Origin of the sequence: Chryseobacterium sp. StRB126 (assembly GCF_000829375.1) — a bacterium.
Lineage (GTDB): Bacteria > Bacteroidota > Bacteroidia > Flavobacteriales > Weeksellaceae > Chryseobacterium.
In genome coordinates this window covers 766,174-788,462 of record NZ_AP014624.1, presented here as the reverse complement: position 1 = coordinate 788,462, position 22,289 = coordinate 766,174, and the positions used below count along the sequence as shown (strand labels likewise).

The following is a 22,289-nucleotide window of genomic DNA, read 5'->3' as shown; positions in this document are numbered from 1 at the left end:
AAATATCAATATTATTGTTTATTTAGAATAGTTAAAAACAATATATTTGCATAAAATTTTGTTTTCATGAAAAATGTACTGATCTGTGCTTCTGCACTGGGGACATTGATGGTTTCTGCCCAAAAAAAAGATTCATTAACCACAAAAAACATAGATGAAGTAGTTATCAATACATATGTCAAGAAAGACAGTGATTATTCCAACAAAATGCCCCTTAAGGCCATAGAGGATCCACAGGTGTACTCTTCTATTGACAAAGGAGTTTTAGAAAACCAACTGCTATTCACCATAGATGATGCCTTCAGGAATGTGGCAGGTGCACAAAAAATGTGGAGCGCAACCAACAGATCCGGAGACGGAGGAATTTATCTTAACCTGAGAGGTTTTGTAGCAGGAAACTCTATCAGAAACGGTATGGTAGCTCCTATTACCACTTCCATGGATGCTATTAATGTTGAAAGAATTGAAGTTTTAAAAGGGCCTTCTGCAACGTTATTTGGAAGTAATGTAACCTCTTATGGCGGAGTTGTCAACAGAATTACAAAAAAGCCTTATGAAACATTCGGAGGAGCAATATCTCTGGCAGGAGGAAGTTACAACTACTACAGGGTGCAGGCGGATGTAAATGCACCGCTGACCGATGATAAGAAGTTATTATTCAGATTAAATACGGCTTATACAAACCAGGGCACTTTCCAGAGAACCCATGCAAAGAATTCATTCTATGCATTTACACCTTCCATCACTTACCGTCCTACAGATAATTTAGAGATTAATGCGGAACTGGAAATGTTTGAAACCAATTCATATCCTGAAACTGCATTTTTCTTTTATTATCCTAGCTCACAACTTGGTGCAGACAACATGGACAAAATGGAGAAACTTGGTTATAACTATAAACAGTCTTATATCGGGGAAGGTCTTAAAACTGTGGGTAAGGCAAGAAATTTCTTTGGGCAGGTTAACTATAAGATCAATGAGCATATTAAATCCTCCACTAATATAAGTACTGCTTATTCTTACTCAGATGGATTTAGCCCATATTTTTATTTTGCCCCCAATCCTACAAATAGTTCTGAAGTTGGAATAGCAAGAGCCGACCAGTCAACCAAAGACAGCAAAAGAACTTATTTCCAGCTTCAGCAGAATTTTAATTTTGATTTCAATATCGGAAGTATAAGAAACAGAACAGTAGCAGGTTTTGATTATTTGAGATTGAATGACAACCAATACTTTATGTTTACCAATTTTGACTGGGTGCCTTTTACGGGTACAGACTATTCTAATATGAATGGCCAGACAGTGGGAGCAATGTATGATCATCTGAGAAACGAGTCTGATTTTGAAAAAAATAACACATATATCAGTACAGGAAAAAAAGATGTTTACAGTGGATATATTTCCAATGTAATCACTCCTGTAGCAGGACTTAATATCCTTACCTCTTTGCGATACGAAAGTGTAGACTTTAAAGGAGGTCAAACGGGACAAAATGTAACGGCAGCATATACCCAGGGAGCATGGTCTCCGAAACTGGGAATTGTTTATCAGATTGTTCAGGATAAAGTATCTGTATTTGGAAATTATCAAAATAGTTTCACAAGCAATGGATATTATGTTTCCGACGCCAATTCTAATGTAACCCTTTCTGATCCTGAACGAGCTAATCAGTTTGAAGGTGGATTCAAAGCCAGTCTCATCAAAGGAAGAATCAGTACAACATTAAGCTATTACAATATCAAAGTAAAAAATACACTTCTGAATGTCGGATATACTGATCAAGGGAGAGCAATTCAAAGACAGGCAGGCTCACTAACGAGTCAAGGGATTGAATTGGAAGCAAATGCTTATCTGATCAAAGGATTCTCTGTAATTGCCGGTGTAAGCTATAATGATATGAAATATACGGAAGCGGATGAAACTGTAATCGGAAGAAGGCCTGCTACAGCCTCTTCTCCGTGGTTGGTTAATTTCAACGCGAGCTATCAGTTCCTTGACGGAAAATTAAAAGGCCTTGGATTTGGCGTGGGAGGAAATTATGCCAGCGATAACAAGATTGTTAACTCAACAACAATGGGAACGTTTATTCTTCCAAAATATCTGGTGCTGAATGCTAATGCCTTTTATGATACAAAAAAATTCAGAATTGGGGTAAAAGTAGACAATTTCACAAACGAAAAATACTGGAGCGGATATACAACAGCCAATGCACAGGCTCTTGCGAACGTATTAGGAAGCTTCACTTATAAATTTTAAAAAATAAAGGTTAACCCTCTCGGGGGTTAACTTTTTGCTATGAAAAGAAAGCATCACCATAAAAAGAAAATTTCTTCAACAAAGAAATGGTCTGCCAAACTGCATTTGTGGTTTGGTTTGTCTGTTGGTATCATTGTATTCATAGTCTCTCTTACAGGGACTTTATATGTTTTTAAGGATGAAGTACAGAATATACTCCGTAAGGACGTTATTTATGTAAAACATGAAACCTCAGCCCAAAAACCATTGCCTATTAACATTCTTCGGGAAAAAGTAAGTTTGGAGCTTAATGAAAAATACCCAATCACCTCTGTTGAAATATCTCTAAACAAAGGAAAATCTTACCGTTTTTTATATTACGAAAAGAATAAAAAGGGCTGGAATTACTTTCAGGAAGTTCTTATCAACAAACAGATTTATGTAAACCAATACACAGGAGAAATTCTGGCCGTTTATAACGAAAAATACGATTTCTTCAATATTTTAAAGTATATCCACTGGGGGTTGCTTTTGAACTCAGACTGGGGAAAATATGTGGTAGGTATTCCCACTGTTCTTTTCATCTTCATGCTGATTACAGGAATTATCTTATGGTGGCCAAAAAATAAGAATGCAAGAAAAGGCCGTTTCTGGTTCAACTGGGAGAATGTAAAAACATGGAAGCGTAAAAACTATGACCTTCATAACGTATTGGGGTTTTATGCCTCTTTCATTGCACTGTTAATGAGCATAACGGGGATCTATTTTGCTTATCCTTACGTTAAAAATGTATTCAATTACACGTTATCTGGCTCCCCTGATCTTGCCAAAGAAAAACAGATCAAATCTCCAGATTCATTGATGGCAAAGAGGTCTGATATCTTCGATATGACTGCTTTACAAACTGAAAAACTGTATGCCGGTGCCTCCAGCTACAGGATTTCACTCAATGGAAAAAACAAGAAAGGGAAAGAGCTTAAAAACCTTCCCTTCACGATCTATGGACAGGAAGGAAGATTCAGTGAAAGAAGCATGCTGACATTTGATAAATATTCCGGAAAACTGCTAACCAACAAACCTCATCAACAACTGAGCAATGCCGAGAAATATGCCAATGCCAATTATGATATCCATACAGGATCCTATTTTGGATTGTTTGGAAAAATCATCTGGTTTATTGCCGGTCTTATATGTACCTCACTTCCCGTTACCGGATTTCTGATCTGGTGGGGAAAAAGAAAGAAACAAGGAAAGAAAATATAATGAGAAAAGCGCTTTTATCAACCGCATATCTGGGAACAGTAATTGTTTTTGCCCAGAAGAATGATTCTTTAAACACTCAAAAAGTTGAGGAGGTTGTTATGACCGCTTCCAGAAAAAAAGAAAATATTAAGGAGGTACCAAGTTCTATAACTATTGTGGGGGAAAAGCAGATTCAGTCTCAATTGACTGTCAATTCAGACATTACAAGCATATTACAATACACGGTACCGAGCTTAGGAACCAATTCCGGACAAACTTCCAATACAGGGCAAACCTTGAGGGGACGTCAGGTGCTTGTTTTAATAGATGGGATTCCTCAATCTACTCCCCTACGAAACGGAGCAAGAGATCTAAGGGTAATTGATCCATCAGCTATTGAAAGAGTTGAAGTCATAAAAGGAGCTTCTTCTATTTATGGAAATGGTGCAGACGGAGGAATTATCAATTATATTACGAAAAGAAATAAAGCCAATAAAAATATTTCCGGGATTTCACAGATTGGTTTCACAGGACAGCGGTCAGGGGGAACTCTTGGTATAAGAGCCAGCCAGCTTTTATCCGGAAAGATCAATAAGTTTGATTATACCCTTTCCTTAGCCTACGAAAGAACAGGATATATGAAAGATGCCCATAAAGTCTATTTAAGCCCTACCTACAGTACTGCAAAAATGGATAACTACAACGGAATGTTAAAGTTAGGCTATGACATTAATGAAAATCAAAGGATTGAAGCTTCTTACATCGGATATTCTTCAAGGTCAGATCTTAATCTTGGATTAAATACTGGCATATATGGCACTAGACCTACTATTGGTGAAGGGCAGGGAAAAGGTTTAGAAACCACACCACAAGGAACACCAAGAAACCACAATATCAGACTAAGCTATGATAATAAAAATCTGTTCGCCGGAACTGCATTAAATGTGAATCTTTATTATCAGGATTTTAAAACAGTTTACGGATATAGTGATACATTTTTCAATGGTGGACAGTCTAATGTTCTTTCCAAAAAAGCAGGGGCAAGATTCAATTTAGATACCCAGCTTTGGAATACTCAAAACTCTCAGGCAGAAGTTATCTATGGAGCTGATATCCTGAATGATGAAACAGTACAGAAACTGGAAGATGGCCGTTTCTGGACACCCAATATGAATATGACCAATATTGCCCCTTTCTTATTGGCCAAAATTGATCTGTTCAAAAAGTTAACCATCAAAGGAGGCCTTCGATATGAAAATATCAAAGTAAATGTAGATGATTTCAATACGCTTTCTGTTATTAAAAACAATGGGACATTTACCCCAAGTATTCCGGTAGCAGGAGGAAAATTAAGCTATAATGCACTCGTAGGAAATATTGGACTACGTTACAATATTGAGCCATTTATCAATCTTTTTGGAAGCTTTTCACAGGCCTACTCTATCAACGAACTGGGAAGAATCCTAAGAACCTCAACCTCTGAAACCATTAAAAACCTTGAAACAAAGCCCATCATCGTAAACAATTACGAATTAGGAGCTACAGGACAGGTTTCCAGTTGGATGAACTATGAATTAACCTCTTATGTAAGTACTTCAAAACTAGGGGCTACCTTTGTTCAGAGTGCAGACAGAGCTTTAACCATCAAAAGAGCACCTGAAATTATCTATGGTGTAGAAGGGTTTTTACATTTTACTCCTGTTAAATGGCTTCAGTTTGGAGGAAGTTATAGCTGGATGGAAGGAATCTCTTCTCCGGATGATAACGAAAATTACTCCGCTAAAATCAATAACAGCAGAATCTCTGCTCCTAAAGTTCTTGCCTATGTTCAGATAAAGCCTGTTCCGGAATTTTTCCTTGGCGTGGACATGCTTCACTCTTTTCAGCAAGACAGATTTCAGCCTGGAGCTAATAAGCAATATACCTATGGAGAGGGGTTTGTTCCTGATTACACAGTTTTTAATCTAAAACTAGGAAGTGAGATCAATACAAACTGGAAACTGTCAATAGGAGTTGAAAACTTATTCAACAAACTATATCAGCCATCTATCGCATGGTGGTCAGCAAGAGACAGTGAATTTGTTAATGCTCCGGGAACAAGAGGAACCCTTATTCTTGAATACAAATTTTAATAAAAACTAAGTTACCATTACGATATGAAGAAAAATCATCATCACAAAAAAAAGCCGGGATTCTTTAAAAAGTGGTCAGCAAAGCTTCACCTATGGTTTGGGCTGGGAATTGGCTTTTTAATCTTTATTATCTCTATTACCGGGGCACTATATGTTTTTAAGGATGAAGTGGAAAATTATACCCGAAAGGATGTAATCTACCATCATGAGCAAAATATTGAGCAGAAACAGGTTCTTCCTATCCGCGTGATGGAGAAGGCTGTTGCAGAACAGGTAAAAGAAAAATATCCAATCCACTGGGTTAATATTCCGATGGATAAGAAAATGTCCTATATGTTCTTCTGGTATGAGCATAATACGAATGCATGGAATTATTTTGATGAGTTTCCCATCTATAAGCAGGCCTATGTAAACCCTTATACAGGAAAGGTTCTGAGAGTGTATGATGAAAAGAACGGATTCTTCAATATTGTAAAAATGATCCATTGGAGCTACCTTCTGAAGCAGGATTGGGGAACTTATGTGGTAGGAATTCCGGTGATTATTTTTATCATCATGCTGATTACCGGAATTGTTTTATGGTGGCCTAAGAATAAGGCGGCAAGAAAACAGCGTTTCTCATTCAAATGGAAGAGTATCAAGAGTTGGAAAAGAAAGAACTATGACCTTCACAATGTATTAGGATTCTATGCTTCAATCTTTGCCCTTATCTTCTCGATAACAGGTTTGTTTTATGCATTCTTTGTAGTTCAGGCGATGATTTATGTAATCTTTTCCGGAGGAGAAACCGTATATCCTGATTTCTCACATATTAAAACAAAAGCTCCCATAGAAATGAGAACCGAAACCACCCTGGATAAGATCATCAATACCGTTAAAGAAAAATATCCCGAGTCTTATGGTTTTGCTATAGATCTTGGCCATGAACATATGGATGACCATGAGCATCCTAATTTTGAGGTATATGTAAAACATCTTACTTACTCCTATCACAAAAGCAGCAGCCTTATTTTTGATGAAAATTCAGGAGATTTGCTCCACACCCATGATCCAAAAGATAAAAACTTTGGAGAAAAAGTGGTAAGTGCGAATTATGATATCCACGTGGGAGCTATTCTAGGCCTTCCTACAAAGATTATTGCTTTTATTGTAAGTCTTATCTGCGCTTCTCTTCCGGTAACAGGATTTATGATCTGGTGGGGACGAAGAAAGAAAAAACCGTTAAAAACAGTTTAATCTTTTAAATAATATGAGGTTAATAAGCTATTAATACAATCTTTTTTATAATTTTAGCACCTAGAATTTAATAATAGAAATGTCATTAATAGATTTATCAAAACAGGTTGCCCTTGGAGTTGACATCGGCGGAACCAATACCAAATTCGGAATTGTAAACCACCGTGGAGAAGTTCTGGATAAAGGAAGCCTTAAAACCGATGCCTATGATAAAGTAGAAGATTTTATCAACGCTTTATATGAACATGTATATCCTTTAATGGAAAAACATGGTACAGAAAAGCACTTCGACGGAATTGGTGTAGGCGCTCCCAACGCAAACTATTATAAAGGAACAATAGAACTAGCACCCAACCTACCATGGAAAGGTGTAATTCCTTTTGCCGAGCTGATGACCGCAAAGTTCAATTTACCATGTAAAATAACCAATGATGCTAATGCAGCAGCATTGGGAGAAATGCTTTTCGGGGCAGCACGTGGAATGAAGGATTTTATCATGATTACCCTGGGAACAGGAGTAGGAAGCGGAATTATTGCCAATGGAAGCCTCATCTACGGACATGATGGTTTTGCCGGAGAATTAGGGCACACTATTGTAAAACCAGGCGGAAGAAAGCACTGGAGCACGGGATCTGAAGGAAGCCTTGAGGCTTATGCTTCTGCAACAGGAATCACCATTACGGCTAAGAAAATGAGAGCCGAATTTCCTGAATCTATGCTGAACCAATATCCTGAAGACGAAATCAATTCTAAAACAGTATATGAATGTGCGATAAAAGGAGATCCTATTGCGATTGAAGTTTTCAGATACACAGGACAAAAGCTGGGTGAGGCATTGGCCAATTTCGTGATGTTTTCTTCACCGCAAGCTATTCTTTTGTTTGGAGGAGTGATCAAGGCCGGAGATTTTATCTTAAAGCCTACTAAACTTCATATGGAAAGGAATTTACTTCCAATCTTCAGAAATAAGGTACAATTGGTATTCAGTGAACTGGACGAGGCCGATGCTGCTATTCTTGGCGCAAGTGCTTTGGTTTGGGAAAAATAACTGGTACACTTATAATATTTAAAGCGATCTCATTGTGGGATCGCTTTTTTGTTTGCCACAAATTCACGAATGAATTTATTAGGCATTCGTAGCCGAAAAAATATTATTTATCAGCCTGTGATTCTCTTTGTATCATTCGTATAATCTATGAAAACAATTCATGGTATGCGTATCAAAATCCATGAAGTTTTTCTTACTTTTGATTAGCATTTTCCACAGCCTTCGTAGCCAAGGAAAATATCATAAAATAATATAATTACCAAAAAATGGATAACAATAATTTAGAAACCATCGTATTCGGTGGCGGATGTTTCTGGTGTGTAGAAAGCTGTTTCAACCTATTAAAAGGCGTTGATGCTGCCATTTCAGGATATTCTGGCGGTCACAAGGATAACCCCACTTATCAGGAAGTATGTACCGGTGAAACAGGCCATGCAGAAGTAGTACAGATCACTTACAATCCATCCATCATTTCCTACGAGCAATTAATGGATGTTTTCTTCTTCTTACACGATCCTACTCAGCTTAACAGACAGGGAAATGATATCGGAACACAGTATCGTTCTGTTATTTATTATAAAGATGCTGCAGAAAAAGCAAAAGCTGAAGAAGCCATTAAAGTTTCTCAGGAATCAGGAAGATGGGCTGGCACCTACGTGACAGAACTGGCTCCATTTGAAAAATTCTGCCCAGCAGAACAATATCACCAAGGTTATTACAATGAAAACCCTACACAACCTTACTGTAGTGCAGTAGTAGGTCCTAAGATTCAGAAGTTTAAAAAATATTTTGGAGAACTTGGGATGCTGAATGCAGAATAAAGTATATAAAACAAATCTAACCATAAAACATGATTCAATTTATTTTAATCCTTCTCGGATTGATATTCCCTAACAAAGCTACCAATGCAACTACCTCTAATGTAGCAATAGTAACTCAAAATTCATTTGTGAACTCTAATGAACTTGTTGAGGATACGAGTGGAGAAACAGGACAAATACTTCCACCTAAAAAATAACAAATGATTCAATTTATTTTAATGCTGTTCGGCTTAACATTTTCAAATGATAATACCAATAGAACAGATAACAATCAAACAATCTATACAATAACAACTTATTCAGGATCTGAACAAAGTACAGACGACGGCGGACCTGTTGGTGGAAACTCTGGACAATTACCTCCTCCAAGATAGTAATATTTTTAACCAAGAAAACTTGAGTTATTTATTACCTGATAAATGAGCAGCATATTTTTCAAAATAAAAATTTTAACCAGACAAAATGATTCAATTTATTTTAATCTTATTAGGTTTAGTACCTTCAAATGACAATACTAAAACATCTGCCGGTAATCAGCAAAATTCCTATATAGCTGTTTACTCAGCAATACCACCTAGTTATGATGATGGCGGACCTGTAGGAGGAGAAACGGGACAAACACCCCCTCCGAGAAAGTAGTATTAACAGTATATTTTCAAAATAAAATTTTATCCAGACAAAAAATGATTCAATTTATTTTAATGCTATTGGGCTTAACATTCCAAAACAACACTATCAATACAGTAGCATCTAATAATTCAGAAATAATAATACAAAGCTCTGTTTCTAATTCAGATGAATCAACTGAAGATACAAGTGGAGACAATGGGCAATTACCACCCAAAAAATAACATTTCTATTGATAAAGGCGGAATATTTTATATTCTGCCTTTTTTATTTCCTAATACCCTGCATACTTCTCAATAATATAAGCTGTAGAAACTCTCAATTCCCGCCCGGTATCCGGATCTACGCCATCCATGGTAAAAAATTCAACATTTCCGTTAAATTTTGAATACCAGGTTGTCCCAACGGCATTTTCTAAAGTAAGCGTATCTTTTCTTGTAATCCGTTTAAAATACTTAAGCTGAATCGTATCTTTTGGAATCAGGCTGCGCTGAGGATTTTTATCATTACAATCACTTAACTTATACTCACTATCATCCCAAAACATACAACTTCTCTCATCAGAAACTCCTCCGAAAAAACTTAAAGGAGTATTTTTTTTACTTCTTGATGAATAATGACTCCCAATTAAAACACTGATCACCAAAAAAACTCCGGCGAACCCCAATCCATTTTGCTTTACAAACTCAGGCACTTTAAAATGCTGTTCATTTGTTATATTGATAAAAATGTTAGAGATTTTATCAGATAAAGACTCTTCATGGTCATCTACCTTTATTCTAACTGTAGTTTTATTGACTTCTTCATCCTTTTTAATAAACATACTGGAAAAATCAAAAAAGTCTTTATAGCCCACATATTGGCTAAGCTTGTTAAGAATCAGGACATCCTTTATGTTGACGTCTTTGTTATCACGTATACAAGTATCATAATATCTAGTAAATGTCTTCTCATTAATCATAAAGTTCATGTTCTTCTCAAAATGATCAGACAATTCGGAGGCCCAACCACTCTTTGTACTTTCAGCAGGAAAGTCTTCTCGTGCTTTTCTGAACACCTCATGGATTAGTAGTTTTTTCTTGGACATATATAGTTTTTTCGGTCTTTACAAAATAGGCGATTTTCAATCATACCACATTACGGATTCCCATAAAGCCCCCATTGTCCAATTCGTGTCCATCAATGTCCAAAACGTGACTAACACCTGCGTCACGTCTTGTCGCATCTTTGCTTCAGAAAATCAGTGGAAAACAAAACATTACAAAAACAAATTTACAAAACTGATTTCAAAATCACCAGATAAAACGGAGGAAAACTCCGGGTTGGGAAGCAGATGTTTCTCCTCCGTTTTTGAAGGTTCACTTCCCAAAAAATTTAGAAGCGCTTCAATTTTTTTAACCGTGTAATACTATCTGCGATCTGTTTCGCGGGGAAGAACACGAATGCTTTAACAATAAATTTTTTGAAAAAATGATACAGTTTATTTTAATGCTATTAGGTTTAGCATTCCCAAATAATAACGCACATACAACAACTGATAATAATCAAACACCTGATATAGTAGTAACTTATTCAGAATCTGAACAAGGCATGGACGACGGCGGACCCGTTGGAGGAAATACGGGGCAAACCCCTCCATAAATAAGATAATAGAAGAACAGATTGTATAAATCTGTTCTTTTTTATATTTTGCACAAAACTAAAAAATGAAAAAATCAATATATTTATTATTGGTATTAATTATTGTTTCCTGCAAAAAAAATAATGTAAATGAAGGTATTAATATTAACTTTAAAAAAGCCACGATTTACAGAGATTCAAAATCTTCAGATTCTGCTTTTTACTATTTCAATTTAGCCAAAAATGATTATTTAACAATTCATGATTCCATAGGAGCAGCCCGCTCTTTAGCCAATATGGCAATTATTCAAACAGAAAAGGGAGACTTCTTCGGAGGAATTGAAGCATCATTAGAATCTAATAAAGCTATTAAATTGGAGCATAGTGATAGCCTGTCAAAAAAAATAATGGCAGCAAACTATAATAATATGGCTATAGCATCTAATTATTTAAAAAACTACGAAAATGCCTTTAATTATTACCTCCAAGCCCTCAAGCATATAAATCAAAAAGATACCATTAGTAAATATATTTATTATAATAATATTGGGGATGTTTTAATAACATTAGGACAATACAGAAGCGCACAAAACTATTTAAATAAAGCCATTAAAACAAAGGATGCTCCTACCTATGCAAGGGCATTAAATAACCTTGCAAAAGCCAAATATATCGGAAATAAAGATTACAATCCCATACCGGAGTTACTGAAAGCATTAGAAATACGTAGGATAAATAATGATAAAAAAGGACAAAATTCAAGTTATGAAACTTTATCAAGCTATTATTTGGATAAAGATCCTGATACCTCATTATTATTTGCAAAAAAAATGCTGGCTGTTGCGGAAGAAGATAATAGTCCTGATGATCAAATATTAGCCTTAGAAAGAATTATCACTTTAGAACCTATAAATTATCTGAAAAACTTTCAAAAGTTGAAATACATTAATGACAGTCTGCAAACTGCCAGAAATCAAGCAAAAAATCAGTTTGCAATTATTAGGTTTGATGTTGAAAAATTAAAAATGGAAAATACCAAGAAAGAAATTGATCTTTTAAGACGAAATATTGGTATTGCTACCTTATCATTATCATTAATCGGAGGTGTGTTCTGGTATAGGAGAAGAAAAAAAAGACTTCAGCAAGAAAAAGAAATCGAAGTAAAAAATACGCAGCTCAAAATGTCTAAAAAAGTTCATGATGTTGTTGCAAATGGGCTTTATCATATGATGATTGATGTTCAGAATAATCCAGAAATGGACAAAACCAGAATTCTTAATGATATTGAGAAAATGTATGAAGAATCAAGAGATATCTCTCATGAGGATATCGCAGAGAAAGATTTTGCGTTACGCTTTATCAATATGATCACATCTTATTCTTCAGACCAACAAAAGGTTTTATTGGTAGGATATAAAGAAAACATCTGGGAAAATATTTCCTATAATACACAACTTGAGCTTTATTATATTTTGAGAGAGATTCTTGTAAATATGAAAAAGCACAGCCAGGCAAAACTTGCCTCAGTACGATTTGAAAAAAACAATGACCGTTTAAAAATAAGATATACAGACAATGGTGTAGGGATTAATAATGTAGACCAACAAAAAGGAGTAGGAATACATAATACGGTTTTCCGTATTGAAAACATTGGAGGAGATATTACTTTTGAGAAAAATCCTTCAGGTGGATTAATTATTCGAATAACCGTTCCAATACAAGCAAAATATGTTTAAAAAAGTTCTCATAGCCGAAGATCACGAAGTCCGAAACCTTGGTGTCGTAAATACCCTTACAGAATTACAAATTCAGAATTATGATTTTGTAAATTATTGTGATGAAGCATTACAAAAAATAAAAGCCGCAGCTACCAACAATATTTCTTATGACCTATTAATTACTGACTTATCTTTCGATAAAGATCATATAGAGCAAAAAATAAATTCAGGTCAAAAATTAATCGAAGAAGTCAAAAAAAATCCAGCCGAATTTAAAAATTATTGCTTTTTCTATAGAAAAGAAACCTAAAATAATTGATGATCTTTTTAAAGTACAGAACATTAATGGTTTTGTAAGTAAAGGAAGAAATGATGGTAAAGATTTAAAAAACACCATCAAGAAAGTCTTTTCCGGTGAAACCGTTCTTCCACAAGAGATTTTAAATTCTATCCGAAACACATCTTTTGAGTTTACAGAATATGATGAGACCCTTATTGAGCTACTTTCTAAAGGGTGGAAACAAAGTGAGATCGAACAACATTTTAAAGAAAATAAAATAAGTCCGGATAGTAGAAGTGCTATCGAAAAAAGATTAAATGATCTCCGCTTTGAACTCGGCGCCAAAAATAATATTGAATTGATTGTCATCTGTAAGGACATGGGCATTATATGACTTACATCTCAACAAAATACGAGTAACCTTTCAGCATTTCTGGAAGGTTTTTTTATTAAATAACCCGAGTTCGAAATAATAAAATTAAGGATAATAGGCTGGAAGCCGGAAGAGTGAGGCTGGAAGTTACTATCGCAACTATAATTTCTGACGTTGCCGTAAAATTTGATGAAGCTGTCTTTAAGGAATAATATGTAATAGCCACAACTTGATCTGACAGTTAGGGTTTAAAAATAATTGTCAGTTATCCAATATTATCCTTACTTCCAAAAGTAAGGATTTTTTGTTCCTCTGCAAGAGTTTCCAATAATTTCTCTTTTGCAATAGGTTTACTATCCAAAAACGTCTGCATCGGTGTTTTACCGTAACAATGTTTTCCTGTATGCGTTCTTTCATTATTGTAATACGACAGCCAGCTGTTTAAGTCTAATTGCAGCTCTTCAATACTTCTGTAAATTTTCTTTCTGAAAGCTATGGCATAAAACTCTTCCTGTATTGTCCTGTGAAAACGTTCACAAATGCCGTTGGTCTGAGGGCTTTTAGCCTTGGTCTTCGTGTGATCAATATCTTCAATGGCTAAATAAAGCTGGTATTCATGCTGTTCTCTTATTCCACAGTATTCCGTTCCTCTGTCTGTTAAAATTCTGAGTAAACGAAGTTCCTGTTGCTCAAAGAACGGAACTACCTGATCATTAAGCATGTCAGCAGCAATAAGAGCATTTTTACGGTCATATAGCTTTGCAAATACTACTTTAGAATACGTGTCAATAAAAGTTTGCTGATAAATATGTCCAACTCCTTTGATATTGCCTACATAATAAGTGTCTTGAGCTCCTAAATATCCAGGATGATGAGTTTCAATTTCTCCATGAGCTTTTTTCTCCTCCTTGGCTCTTTCTAGTGCTGAAAGTTGAGATTCAGTAAGGACTATACCATCTTGAGCGGATTTGGCTTCCAAGGCTTTTAATCTTAGTTTAAACGTATGTAGATCGTGTCTTAACCAAATACCTCTGACCCCGCCTGGGGATACGATCAACCCTTTCTTTTTAAGTTCATTACTCACTCTAAGCTGCCCCAAAGCAGGGTTTTCAATGGCTATATCAACAACAGCCTTTTCAATAACTTCATCTACACGATTCTTTAATACTGGCTTTCTTCTGGAGATTTCCTGTAATGCTAATTCACCTCCTTGCTCATACAGTTCTTTGAATCGATAAAAACTGTCTCGGGAATAGCCCATTACTTTACAAGCTTTGGATACATTTCCTAAATGTTGTGCTAATTCAAGTACACCTAACTTGTTTTTGATGATTTTTTGTTGTGTTGTCATAATACTTAATCTGTTTTAAAGTTATTTAATTTGATTATAACTGTCAGATTAAGTCTTGACTAATTCAAATAATACATTACTGGGTTGCAAGTGGTTTTTTAAACTCAACCCACTTCCCACTCCTGGCTAACTAACTAACTAACTAACTAACTAACTAACTAACTAACTAACTAACTAACTAACTAACTAACTAACTAACTAACTAACTAACTAACTAACTAAAAACAGAAATGTCTTATCCCGAACTCAGGTTAAGTAATCCTATTTATGGTTTTCCGTAATGCACCGAAACTTAATGCTCATATTTTTGAAGTGTTAAAAAAAAAAACAATTATGGAATACAAAGTAATACCATTTGTTGCAACTGCCAATCAACAAAATATGAGCGCAAAAAATATTGCAGAACAACTAGACAATTTAATAAAAGTTCATACCAATGATGGCTGGGAATATATAAGACTGGAAAGTGTATCCACCTATATACAACCTGTAGAAGGCTGTTTTGGCCTTGGACACAAACCAGGCTATATGACTTCTTACCAAATGGTGGTTTTTAGTAAAGGAGAAAATGAAAAATCTATTAATTCTTCTTATTAAAATGTATTGGCTGGTAATTCCTCCGGCAAAAAGAAGGAAGTGTATTTTCAAAACCAGCTGTTCCAAGCACGTATATGAAAAAACCATAAATGAAGGATTTATTTCCGGATTAAAAGCTTTCAAGTACCGTTTTAAAAACTGTAGATCCGGTGCCTATATTTTGGAAAATCCTTCAGGAAAAATTCAAGTTATTCTACCTAATCAACAAATTCTTAATGAAACAGAGATTTCAGAAAGATTAATTATAAATAATAATCATGGGAAAATTTATAATCACTCAAAGAGTCAATAAAGAATATCAATTCAATCTGAAAGCCAAAAATGGAGAAATTATTTTAACCAGTGAAGGATATGTTCAGAAAGTATCTTGTCAAAAAGGAATTGAATCTGTTAAAACCAACTCTCAGGATGATACAAGATATGACAGAAGAATTGCAGTGAATGAAAAAGAGTATTTTGTTTTAAAAGCCAGAAATGGAGAAATTATTGGTAAAAGTCAATTATACAGTTCAAAATCCGGAATGGAAAACGGAATTGAATCCGTAAAACAGAACGCCCCAACTGCCGAAATCATTGATGAAACGCTTAAAAATTAAAACTATGGATCTTAAAATTAAATTGGACCAGTTACATCAGAAAGTCATCGGTCTGAAGGATCAGATTTCTACTGAAGAAGCAACAAAAAATGCCTTTGTGATGCCTTTCATACAAATTCTGGGGTATGATATCTTTAACCCTACCGAAGTAATTCCGGAACATGTTTGTGATATTGGAACGAAAAAAGGGGAAAAAGTAGATTACGTTATCAAAAATAATGACGAACCCATCTTTATTATCGAATGTAAACATTGGAAGGAAAGTGTAGACGCTCACAATTCACAACTTCACAGATATTACCATGTTTCGAAAACGAGATTCGGTGTGTTAACCAATGGTATTGTCTACAACTTTTATACGGATTTGGAAAAACCCAATATTATGGATGAAAAACCATTCTTCACCATTAATATTGAAGATTTAAAAGACAGCTCCATTAAAATACTGGAAAGCTTTACCAAGAAAGACTATAATCTTGAAAGTATTTTGGATTCTGCGGAAGCACTGAAATATATTAAAGCTATAAGAAAGGAATTTGAAAAGGAAATAGAAACTCCTTCTGATGAGATTGTTAAACTTCTGGTAAACAGATTCTTTGATAAGCCTATTACTGCAAGCAGATTAGTTTCTTTTAAAGAGTATACTAAAAAGGCATTGACGACCTCCATCAATGAGTCTATTAGCTTTAGACTTAAATCTGCATTAAGCATTAATGAGCAAATTGAAAAACAGGATGATGAAGTAAAAACACCCCAATCTATTGATGAGAATAATGATTCTAAAATTGTAACCACGGAAGAAGAACTTGAAGGTTTTCAAATTGTAAAAGCTATAATGAGAGAAAAAATTCCTTCAACCCGTATAGCCTATAGAGACACTTTATCTTATTTTGGAATTTTGTTGGATGATAATAACAGAAAACCACTTTGCAGACTGCATTTTAACACTGCCAATAAATATATTGAAACATTCCATAAGGGTAAAGACTCTGGTGAAAAAACTTTACTGAGCAGTCTTGATGAAATATATAACTTCAGAGAAGAGCTTCATAAAACGTTGGAACATTATTAATTATCTTCCTCAAATAGTTTACACAACTATTGAATAACCATGAAAACTATTCTATATAACTAAAAAACAAATACTATGAAAAAACTACTTTTCACAGGTCTTTTAGGACTTGGACTTTTATTACCTGCAAACATTTCCGCATCCCCTGTCAGCACTGCTTCTGCCAAAGAATTATTTAAAAAGCCAAGAAAAGGAAAGACTAAAACCAACAGAAAAAGCAAATCAACAAGATCAAGCTATTCTTCTCCAAGATCTTATTCCTCTACTTCCAGAAGCCAGGGCTGCTCTTACAACGGAAATCAATTGTATGTGGGCTCAAGAGGTGGATGTTATTATTATTCTGGCAACAGTAAACAATATGTGGATCGATCTTATTGTTCTAGCTGCAATTAATCAAAAAAAACTAAAAACACTCAATATATCATCATAAAAAAGCGAAGATTCTCTTCGCTTTTTTATTATTTTCGGGAATTAAAATTCTAATAATATGATTCAGACTTTATTAACACTCTTGGGGTTCTTATTTCCTCATAACAATCTAAATACTACTTATACCTCTCAAGATATTACAGCGTCGCAAAGTGCAGAACTTGGAGAGGGTATTGATACAGGTGGAGAAACAACCCCTCTGCCTCCGAAAAAATAATTCAACATCATAAAATTTATACCAAATGCTTCATTTTTTATTGATCTTGATTGGCTTTTTGTCTCCAAATCAAGATATTCAGATTCATTCAAAATCTACAACTGTACAGAGTACAACCATTGGAATAAATCCAGACACTGGCGGAGATACAATTCAAGTTCTCCCGAAAAAATAAACCATAACAATTATGATACAGCTTATATTAATGTTGCTAGGACTGTCCTTTCCAAATGACAACATCCAGAATACAAATAGCAACAGCCAAACTTCAGTAACAATATACAATAATACTACTTCCGGTGAAGGATTAGACACCGGAGGCGATACAGGCCACGTACTACCTCCTAAAAAATAACATTAATTAATACTCTACTTATGATACAATTCTTATTGATATTACTAGGATTCGCACATCCAAATAATAACTTAAATACAATCAACAATAACCAAGTAACCATACCAAGTAGTACAGGACTTGGAGAGGGACTTGATACTGGTGGTGAAACAACGCAGACTCCACCTAAAAAATAACAACTAAAATAACCTTTATGATACATTTTTTATTGATATTACTAGGATTCGCACATCCAAATAACAACTTAAATACAATCAACAATAATCAAATAACTGTACAAAGTAGTACAGATCTTGATGAAAATTTTGATACTGGAGGAGAAACAGGACAAATTATTCCTCCAAGAAAATAAATTACTAATACCCACTTACTATTATATGCTCTATTTTTTATTGATGTTACTAGGATTCGCACATCCAAATAACAACTTAAACACAACCAACAATAATCAAATAGCTGTACAAAGTAGTACAGATCTTGATGAAAATTTTGATACTGGAGGAGAAACACATCCAATACCTCCTAAAAAATAACAGATAAAACAAATACCTATGATTCAGTTCTTATTAATATTAATAGGATTTGTATATACAAACAATTCAACATCTACTTTTTTACAAAGTAACATATATCAAAAAGAAGGAAATGGTCATGGAAACGGAGGGAGCACAACAGGTAATACAGGCCAAACTCCTCCTCCTTTCAGTTAACCATAAATTAACTTGTAACAAAAAAGGTATCCCATCCGAGATACCTTTCATTTTATTTTCTAATCATTTCCGTATGCGAAATATCATCTTCCAGATATTTCTTTCCGGTATCCTCAAAACCGAAATCACCATAGAATCTCAACAGATAATCCTGTGCTGAAATTCTGATTTCGGAAGTATGAAAACGATTTTCTATAGTATCAATAGCATACTTTATCAATAGTTTTCCTAAGTTCTTGCCTCTTCCATGCTCCGTTGTAAGAACTCTTCCAATGGAAGTTTCATCATATTTTATCCCTTTGTCGAAAATACGGCAGTAGGCCAATATTTCTCCATTTTCTTCTGCCCAGATATGAACCGCTTTCTGATCATAATTATCAAGGTCAGGATACGGACAATTCTGTTCGATGATAAAAACATCAACACGAGCTTTCAAAACAGCATACAGTTCAGGAACCGTAAATTCATCAAACGTTTTGATTTTCCAGACAATATTACTCATCGAAGCTTACACTATTTTGAATTAAAAAGTCATTCGTCTTTTCTATAAAGTCTAAAATCAGATCTCCACCTTCCTTCTTTTCTGCTGAAGTAACATACAATTCTGGAAGATCTTCCCAGGTTTTATGAAGCTCCGCCTTATAATCCTCAACGTTTTTGATAACAACGTTCGGTTTTAGCTTATCTGCTTTTGTAAAGACAATTGAGAATGGGATTCCGCTTTCCCCACACCATTGGATAAATTCCAGGTCAATTTTCTGTGGAGTATGTCTTGAATCTACCAAAACAAAAAGGTTCACCAGATTTCTTCTGTTCAGAATATAATTGGTGATCAGTTTTTCAAAATCCTTTCGCTGAACTTTTGAAACCTTTGCATACCCATATCCTGGTAAATCGGTAAGGTACCAGTTTTCATTCACCAAAAAATGATTGATCAGCTGAGTTTTTCCTGGAGTTCCCGAAGTTTTAGCCAAATCTTTATGATTCATCATAGCATTGATCAATGACGATTTTCCTACATTAGATCTTCCGATAAAAGCATACTCAGGAATATTCGGTTCAGGACATTCCTGCCATTTTCCACTACTTTTTACAAACTCTGCTGTCTTAATAACCATTTTGAAATATATTTTAGAAAAATAAACCATTAAGAAAAGCTCTTAATGGTCATTTATTATGTTTTTAAACTTTATCTTTTATCCAGTTGTACAGGATTTCATTGAATTCATCCGGCTTTTCCATCATGGCAGCGTGCCCACAATGATCTATCCAGAATAAATCCGAGTTAGGAATAAACTTATGCATATCCTCTGCCACTTCCGGTGGGGTTACATTATCCTGTTTACCCCAAATCAGGCATGTGGGCGTCACGATCTTTGGAAGATCATTCAGCATATTATGTTTGATGGCACTTCTTGCCAGCATTACCGTTTTTATTCCTTTCATTCTGTCATTCACCACCGCAAAAACTTCATCTACAAGATCTTCAGTAGCCACCTTAGGGTCATAAAAAACCTCTTCCGTTTTCTTTCTGATATAAGATCTGTCATTCTTTCTTGGAAAACTATCTCCGAAAGTTCTTTCGTATAAGCCTGAACTGCCGGTTAAAACCAGATTCTTTACCAGATCAGGTCTTGCTAGGGTCAAAATAAGCCCTACATGCCCTCCCATTGAATTTCCAACAATGGAAACAGGTCCAGAAATATGACTTTCTATAAACTTGATGATATATTTTGCAATAGTGGTAAGATTCGTATTGAGTACCGGTAAATCATAGATGGGTAACTGAGGAACATATACTTTGAACCCTCTATCCGAAAAAAAATCTACCATTTTATCGAAATTACTCAAACCACCCATTAACCCGTGCAACAGCACTAATGGATGTCCTTCCCCAGCCTCTACATAGGAATATTTCTTTTCTTTTTTTGTACTAAATATCATATAATGCCTTAATAAAGCCCTGCAAAAATACAAATTAAACCTCAAAAATATTTTGATTATCCTAATTTAAGATAAAAATAATACAATATTCCCCTTTTTAACTTTTTTTTTCAAAATCGCTTTACTATGGCTTAAATAACAGTTTTAACAACCTTCTACATATCAATTAATTACATTCTTAGAACTCAATCTTTAATAAAACTTATTAACATTGAGTCAAAAAGTGGGAAAAAGTGGGAAATTTTGGAAATTATTATATAAATTTGTCCCAAATGAAAAATTTCATTGGGACATATGAGTGTAAAATTGACGATAAAGGCCGCTTAAAAGTTCCTTCATCTTTAATTAAACAGATGGAAAACTTCGACGATAAGGCGTTTGTAGTCAAAAGATCTGTGTTCCAACCTTGTCTGGAAGTCTATCCAATGAATGCATGGGATAAACTGATGGGCAAAATTAATAAACTGAACAGATTCATAAAAAAGAATGCTGATTTCATACGAATGTTTACGGCAGGAGTAAAAACAGTAGAATTGGACAATGCGGGGAGATTACAAATTTCTAAAGACCTGATGACTTTTTCAAATCTTCAGAAAGATGTAGTAATCACCAGCGCAGGAGAACTTTTCGAAATTTGGGATAAAGAAGCCTATGAACAGGTTATTTCAACCAATGAAACTGATTTTGCCAGCCTCGCCGAGGATGTAATGGGCTCTTTTGACGAAGAATAACTGTAAAGGTTATTAAAGATTTTATTTAATAAAAAACACAATTAAGCATGTATCATAACCCCGTTTTGTTGAAGCAGAGTGTAGATGATTTGGTGACGAATCCTGACGGAATCTATGTGGACTGCACCTTTGGAGGAGGTGGCCACTCAAGAGAGATTTTGAGCAGACTTTCTGACAAAGGAAAACTGTTCAGCTTCGATCAGGATCTGGATGCGCTTAAAAATACAATTGATGACCCCAGATTTACATTGGTAAATCAGAATTTCAGATTTCTGGAAAACTCACTATTAATGTATGGAGTTCCTCAGGTGGATGGTGTTTTAGCTGACCTTGGAGTTTCATCTCATCAGTTTGATGAAGCAGACAGAGGTTTCTCTACAAGAAGCAATGCTCCTTTGGATATGAGAATGAATGTGATGCAGAATCTTGATGCTAAAAGAGTGATTAACGAATATGGAGAAGAAGAACTTGCTGATATTTTCTATCACTATGGAGAATTAAGGGAAGCAAGAAAACTGGCAAGAGATATTGTACACCATAGAAAAACAAAAAGTATAGACACTACAGAGGATTTGAAAAAGCTTTTCAGCTACCTTCCTCCTCATAAAGTGAATAAATTCTATGCACAACTTTTTCAGGCAGTAAGAATAGAAGTAAACCAGGAACTTGAAGTATTAAAAGAAATGCTGGTTCAGGCCTACAATGTTTTAAAACCGGAAGGAAGATTAGTAGTAATCTCTTATCATTCTTTAGAAGACCGTTTGGTGAAGAGATTCCTGAAAAACGGAATGTTCGAAGGAGAACCGGAAAGAGATATCTACGGAAATTATAAAAAAGCATTCGAGTTGGTGAAGAGTAAAGCAATCATTCCTGATGACAAGGAGATTGAAGAAAACTCAAGAGCCAGAAGTGCTAAAATGAGAACAGGAATAAAGATATAAATGATAAACCATAA

General features: G+C 34.9%; 26 protein-coding genes. 21 read left to right on the top strand and 5 right to left on the bottom strand.

Annotated elements, in window-relative coordinates; genetic code table 11:
• Window positions 1-66 precede the first annotated feature (66 nt).
• The 9 genes from CHSO_RS03425 to CHSO_RS25815 all read left to right on the top strand — a co-directional run bounded on the left by CHSO_RS03425 (window position 67) and on the right by CHSO_RS25815 (window position 9,565).
• A complete protein-coding gene (locus tag CHSO_RS03425) occupies window positions 67-2,256 on the top strand; it encodes a TonB-dependent siderophore receptor (RefSeq protein ID WP_045492344.1) in 2,190 nt (729 codons plus the stop codon).
• 39 nt (window positions 2,257-2,295) lie between these two features.
• Window positions 2,296-3,498, top strand: coding sequence for a PepSY-associated TM helix domain-containing protein (locus CHSO_RS03420; protein WP_045492342.1), 1,203 nt, complete (start codon window positions 2,296-2,298; stop codon window positions 3,496-3,498).
• The gene (locus tag CHSO_RS03415; protein ID WP_045501788.1) at window positions 3,498-5,609 is read left to right on the top strand and encodes a TonB-dependent receptor; all 2,112 of its coding nucleotides are present in this window, start codon (window positions 3,498-3,500) and stop codon (window positions 5,607-5,609) included. Before CHSO_RS03420 ends, CHSO_RS03415 begins: the two co-directional genes overlap by 1 nt.
• A 24-nt stretch (window positions 5,610-5,633) precedes the next feature.
• Complete coding sequence (locus CHSO_RS03410) at window positions 5,634-6,845, top strand: PepSY-associated TM helix domain-containing protein (protein WP_045492340.1); 1,212 nt, start codon at window positions 5,634-5,636, stop codon at window positions 6,843-6,845.
• Window positions 6,846-6,924: 79 nt separating this feature from the next.
• Window positions 6,925-7,893 (top strand): ROK family protein, encoded by a 969-nt coding sequence (locus CHSO_RS03405; RefSeq protein ID WP_045492338.1) that lies wholly within the window; start codon window positions 6,925-6,927, stop codon window positions 7,891-7,893.
• Between the two features lie 266 nt (window positions 7,894-8,159).
• Window positions 8,160-8,714 carry a peptide-methionine (S)-S-oxide reductase MsrA gene (gene msrA / locus CHSO_RS03400; protein ID WP_045492336.1) on the top strand — a complete coding sequence of 185 codons (555 nt, stop codon included), beginning with the start codon at window positions 8,160-8,162 and terminating at the stop codon, window positions 8,712-8,714.
• Window positions 8,715-8,743: 29 nt separating this feature from the next.
• Window positions 8,744-8,911 carry a hypothetical protein gene (locus tag CHSO_RS25825; protein WP_171817596.1) on the top strand — a complete coding sequence of 56 codons (168 nt, stop codon included), beginning with the start codon at window positions 8,744-8,746 and terminating at the stop codon, window positions 8,909-8,911.
• Window positions 8,912-8,914: 3 nt separating this feature from the next.
• A complete protein-coding gene (locus tag CHSO_RS25820; protein ID WP_171817595.1) occupies window positions 8,915-9,088 on the top strand; it encodes a hypothetical protein in 174 nt (57 codons plus the stop codon).
• Window positions 9,089-9,397: 309 nt separating this feature from the next.
• Entirely contained in the window at window positions 9,398-9,565 is a 168-nt protein-coding gene (locus CHSO_RS25815) for a hypothetical protein (RefSeq protein ID WP_171817594.1), read from the top strand.
• Window positions 9,566-9,615: 50 nt separating this feature from the next.
• On the opposite strand, the gene CHSO_RS03395 is transcribed toward CHSO_RS25815, so the two are convergent.
• Window positions 9,616-10,428 carry a hypothetical protein gene (locus CHSO_RS03395; protein WP_045492335.1) on the bottom strand — a complete coding sequence of 271 codons (813 nt, stop codon included), beginning with the start codon at window positions 10,426-10,428 and terminating at the stop codon, window positions 9,616-9,618.
• Between the two features lie 619 nt (window positions 10,429-11,047).
• Here CHSO_RS03395 and CHSO_RS03390 point away from each other — a divergent pair.
• Together CHSO_RS03390 and CHSO_RS26165 are read left to right on the top strand one after the other, a co-directional pair.
• Entirely contained in the window at window positions 11,048-12,697 is a 1,650-nt protein-coding gene (locus tag CHSO_RS03390; protein ID WP_045492333.1) for a tetratricopeptide repeat protein, read from the top strand.
• Window positions 12,690-12,989 (top strand): response regulator, encoded by a 300-nt coding sequence (locus CHSO_RS26165; RefSeq protein ID WP_232509145.1) that lies wholly within the window; start codon window positions 12,690-12,692, stop codon window positions 12,987-12,989. The genes CHSO_RS03390 and CHSO_RS26165 overlap by 8 nt, the downstream gene beginning before the upstream one ends.
• Before the next feature lie 608 nt (window positions 12,990-13,597).
• Here the strand turns inward: CHSO_RS26165 and CHSO_RS03380 are convergent.
• A complete protein-coding gene (locus CHSO_RS03380; protein ID WP_045492331.1) occupies window positions 13,598-14,683 on the bottom strand; it encodes an IS481 family transposase in 1,086 nt (361 codons plus the stop codon).
• A 333-nt stretch (window positions 14,684-15,016) separates the two neighbouring features.
• Between CHSO_RS03380 and CHSO_RS03375 the strand changes: the two genes are divergently transcribed.
• The 8 genes from CHSO_RS03375 (at window position 15,017) to CHSO_RS25800 (ending at window position 18,301) form a co-directional block, all read left to right on the top strand.
• Window positions 15,017-15,280, top strand: a complete 264-nt coding sequence (locus CHSO_RS03375) for a hypothetical protein (RefSeq protein ID WP_045501784.1) — start codon at window positions 15,017-15,019, stop codon at window positions 15,278-15,280.
• Window positions 15,252-15,572, top strand: a complete 321-nt coding sequence (yidD, locus tag CHSO_RS03370; RefSeq protein ID WP_045492328.1) for a membrane protein insertion efficiency factor YidD — start codon at window positions 15,252-15,254, stop codon at window positions 15,570-15,572. The genes CHSO_RS03375 and yidD overlap by 29 nt, the downstream gene beginning before the upstream one ends.
• Complete coding sequence (locus CHSO_RS03365) at window positions 15,538-15,876, top strand: YegP family protein (RefSeq protein WP_045492326.1); 339 nt, start codon at window positions 15,538-15,540, stop codon at window positions 15,874-15,876. The genes yidD and CHSO_RS03365 overlap by 35 nt, the downstream gene beginning before the upstream one ends.
• 4 nt (window positions 15,877-15,880) lie before the next feature.
• Window positions 15,881-16,948: a type I restriction endonuclease gene (locus tag CHSO_RS03360; protein ID WP_045501782.1), complete on the top strand. Its 1,068-nt coding sequence runs from the start codon at window positions 15,881-15,883 to the stop codon at window positions 16,946-16,948.
• Between the two features lie 75 nt (window positions 16,949-17,023).
• A complete protein-coding gene (locus CHSO_RS03355; protein WP_144428844.1) occupies window positions 17,024-17,341 on the top strand; it encodes a hypothetical protein in 318 nt (105 codons plus the stop codon).
• Window positions 17,342-17,435: 94 nt separating this feature from the next.
• Entirely contained in the window at window positions 17,436-17,594 is a 159-nt protein-coding gene (locus tag CHSO_RS25810) for a hypothetical protein (protein ID WP_171817593.1), read from the top strand.
• 187 nt (window positions 17,595-17,781) lie between these two features.
• The gene (locus CHSO_RS25805; RefSeq protein ID WP_171817592.1) at window positions 17,782-17,949 is read left to right on the top strand and encodes a hypothetical protein; all 168 of its coding nucleotides are present in this window, start codon (window positions 17,782-17,784) and stop codon (window positions 17,947-17,949) included.
• Window positions 17,950-18,142: 193 nt separating this feature from the next.
• Entirely contained in the window at window positions 18,143-18,301 is a 159-nt protein-coding gene (locus CHSO_RS25800; RefSeq protein ID WP_171817591.1) for a hypothetical protein, read from the top strand.
• 410 nt (window positions 18,302-18,711) lie between these two features.
• On the opposite strand, the gene CHSO_RS03345 is transcribed toward CHSO_RS25800, so the two are convergent.
• From CHSO_RS03345 to CHSO_RS03335, 3 genes are all read right to left on the bottom strand, one after another.
• Window positions 18,712-19,161 (bottom strand): GNAT family N-acetyltransferase, encoded by a 450-nt coding sequence (locus CHSO_RS03345; protein ID WP_045492320.1) that lies wholly within the window; start codon window positions 19,159-19,161, stop codon window positions 18,712-18,714.
• Window positions 19,154-19,777, bottom strand: a complete 624-nt coding sequence (gene yihA / locus CHSO_RS03340; RefSeq protein ID WP_045501781.1) for a ribosome biogenesis GTP-binding protein YihA/YsxC — start codon at window positions 19,775-19,777, stop codon at window positions 19,154-19,156. Before yihA ends, CHSO_RS03345 begins: the two co-directional genes overlap by 8 nt.
• A 64-nt stretch (window positions 19,778-19,841) precedes the next feature.
• Window positions 19,842-20,603, bottom strand: a complete 762-nt coding sequence (locus CHSO_RS03335) for an alpha/beta fold hydrolase (RefSeq protein WP_045492318.1) — start codon at window positions 20,601-20,603, stop codon at window positions 19,842-19,844.
• A 272-nt stretch (window positions 20,604-20,875) separates the two neighbouring features.
• Between CHSO_RS03335 and mraZ the strand changes: the two genes are divergently transcribed.
• The gene (gene mraZ, locus CHSO_RS03330; protein WP_045492316.1) at window positions 20,876-21,334 is read left to right on the top strand and encodes a division/cell wall cluster transcriptional repressor MraZ; all 459 of its coding nucleotides are present in this window, start codon (window positions 20,876-20,878) and stop codon (window positions 21,332-21,334) included.
• Window positions 21,335-21,381: 47 nt separating this feature from the next.
• On the top strand, window positions 21,382-22,275 hold the full coding sequence (rsmH, locus tag CHSO_RS03325) for a 16S rRNA (cytosine(1402)-N(4))-methyltransferase RsmH (protein WP_045492314.1): 894 nt from the start codon (window positions 21,382-21,384) through the stop codon (window positions 22,273-22,275).
• The last annotated feature ends 14 nt before the right edge of the window (window positions 22,276-22,289 follow it).

Excerpts from the sequence above, each read along its gene's own strand:
- CHSO_RS03335 (WP_045492318.1), bottom strand. The coding sequence starts at position 20,603 with ATGATATTTAGTACAAAAAAAGAAAAGAAATATTCCTATGTAGAGGCT.
- CHSO_RS03415 (WP_045501788.1), top strand. The coding sequence starts at position 3,498 with ATGAGAAAAGCGCTTTTATCAACCGCATATCTGGGAACAGTAATTGTT.
- CHSO_RS03380 (WP_045492331.1), bottom strand. The coding sequence starts at position 14,683 with ATGACAACACAACAAAAAATCATCAAAAACAAGTTAGGTGTACTTGAA.
- yidD (WP_045492328.1), top strand. The coding sequence starts at position 15,252 with ATGAAAAATCTATTAATTCTTCTTATTAAAATGTATTGGCTGGTAATT.
- CHSO_RS03390 (WP_045492333.1), top strand. The coding sequence starts at position 11,048 with ATGAAAAAATCAATATATTTATTATTGGTATTAATTATTGTTTCCTGC.
- CHSO_RS25820 (WP_171817595.1), top strand. The coding sequence starts at position 8,915 with ATGATTCAATTTATTTTAATGCTGTTCGGCTTAACATTTTCAAATGAT.
- msrA (WP_045492336.1), top strand. The coding sequence starts at position 8,160 with ATGGATAACAATAATTTAGAAACCATCGTATTCGGTGGCGGATGTTTC.
- CHSO_RS25805 (WP_171817592.1), top strand. The coding sequence starts at position 17,782 with ATGATACAGCTTATATTAATGTTGCTAGGACTGTCCTTTCCAAATGAC.
- CHSO_RS25815 (WP_171817594.1), top strand. The coding sequence starts at position 9,398 with ATGATTCAATTTATTTTAATGCTATTGGGCTTAACATTCCAAAACAAC.
- mraZ (WP_045492316.1), top strand. The coding sequence starts at position 20,876 with ATGAAAAATTTCATTGGGACATATGAGTGTAAAATTGACGATAAAGGC.
- CHSO_RS03375 (WP_045501784.1), top strand. The coding sequence starts at position 15,017 with ATGGAATACAAAGTAATACCATTTGTTGCAACTGCCAATCAACAAAAT.
- yihA (WP_045501781.1), bottom strand. The coding sequence starts at position 19,777 with ATGGTTATTAAGACAGCAGAGTTTGTAAAAAGTAGTGGAAAATGGCAG.
- CHSO_RS03355 (WP_144428844.1), top strand. The coding sequence starts at position 17,024 with ATGAAAAAACTACTTTTCACAGGTCTTTTAGGACTTGGACTTTTATTA.
- CHSO_RS03405 (WP_045492338.1), top strand. The coding sequence starts at position 6,925 with ATGTCATTAATAGATTTATCAAAACAGGTTGCCCTTGGAGTTGACATC.
- CHSO_RS03345 (WP_045492320.1), bottom strand. The coding sequence starts at position 19,161 with ATGAGTAATATTGTCTGGAAAATCAAAACGTTTGATGAATTTACGGTT.
- CHSO_RS25810 (WP_171817593.1), top strand. The coding sequence starts at position 17,436 with ATGATTCAGACTTTATTAACACTCTTGGGGTTCTTATTTCCTCATAAC.
- CHSO_RS26165 (WP_232509145.1), top strand. The coding sequence starts at position 12,690 with ATGTTTAAAAAAGTTCTCATAGCCGAAGATCACGAAGTCCGAAACCTT.
- CHSO_RS03425 (WP_045492344.1), top strand. The coding sequence starts at position 67 with ATGAAAAATGTACTGATCTGTGCTTCTGCACTGGGGACATTGATGGTT.
- CHSO_RS25825 (WP_171817596.1), top strand. The coding sequence starts at position 8,744 with ATGATTCAATTTATTTTAATCCTTCTCGGATTGATATTCCCTAACAAA.
- CHSO_RS03395 (WP_045492335.1), bottom strand. The coding sequence starts at position 10,428 with ATGTCCAAGAAAAAACTACTAATCCATGAGGTGTTCAGAAAAGCACGA.
- CHSO_RS25800 (WP_171817591.1), top strand. The coding sequence starts at position 18,143 with ATGATACATTTTTTATTGATATTACTAGGATTCGCACATCCAAATAAC.
- CHSO_RS03360 (WP_045501782.1), top strand. The coding sequence starts at position 15,881 with ATGGATCTTAAAATTAAATTGGACCAGTTACATCAGAAAGTCATCGGT.
- CHSO_RS03410 (WP_045492340.1), top strand. The coding sequence starts at position 5,634 with ATGAAGAAAAATCATCATCACAAAAAAAAGCCGGGATTCTTTAAAAAG.
- CHSO_RS03365 (WP_045492326.1), top strand. The coding sequence starts at position 15,538 with ATGGGAAAATTTATAATCACTCAAAGAGTCAATAAAGAATATCAATTC.
- CHSO_RS03420 (WP_045492342.1), top strand. The coding sequence starts at position 2,296 with ATGAAAAGAAAGCATCACCATAAAAAGAAAATTTCTTCAACAAAGAAA.
- rsmH (WP_045492314.1), top strand. The coding sequence starts at position 21,382 with ATGTATCATAACCCCGTTTTGTTGAAGCAGAGTGTAGATGATTTGGTG.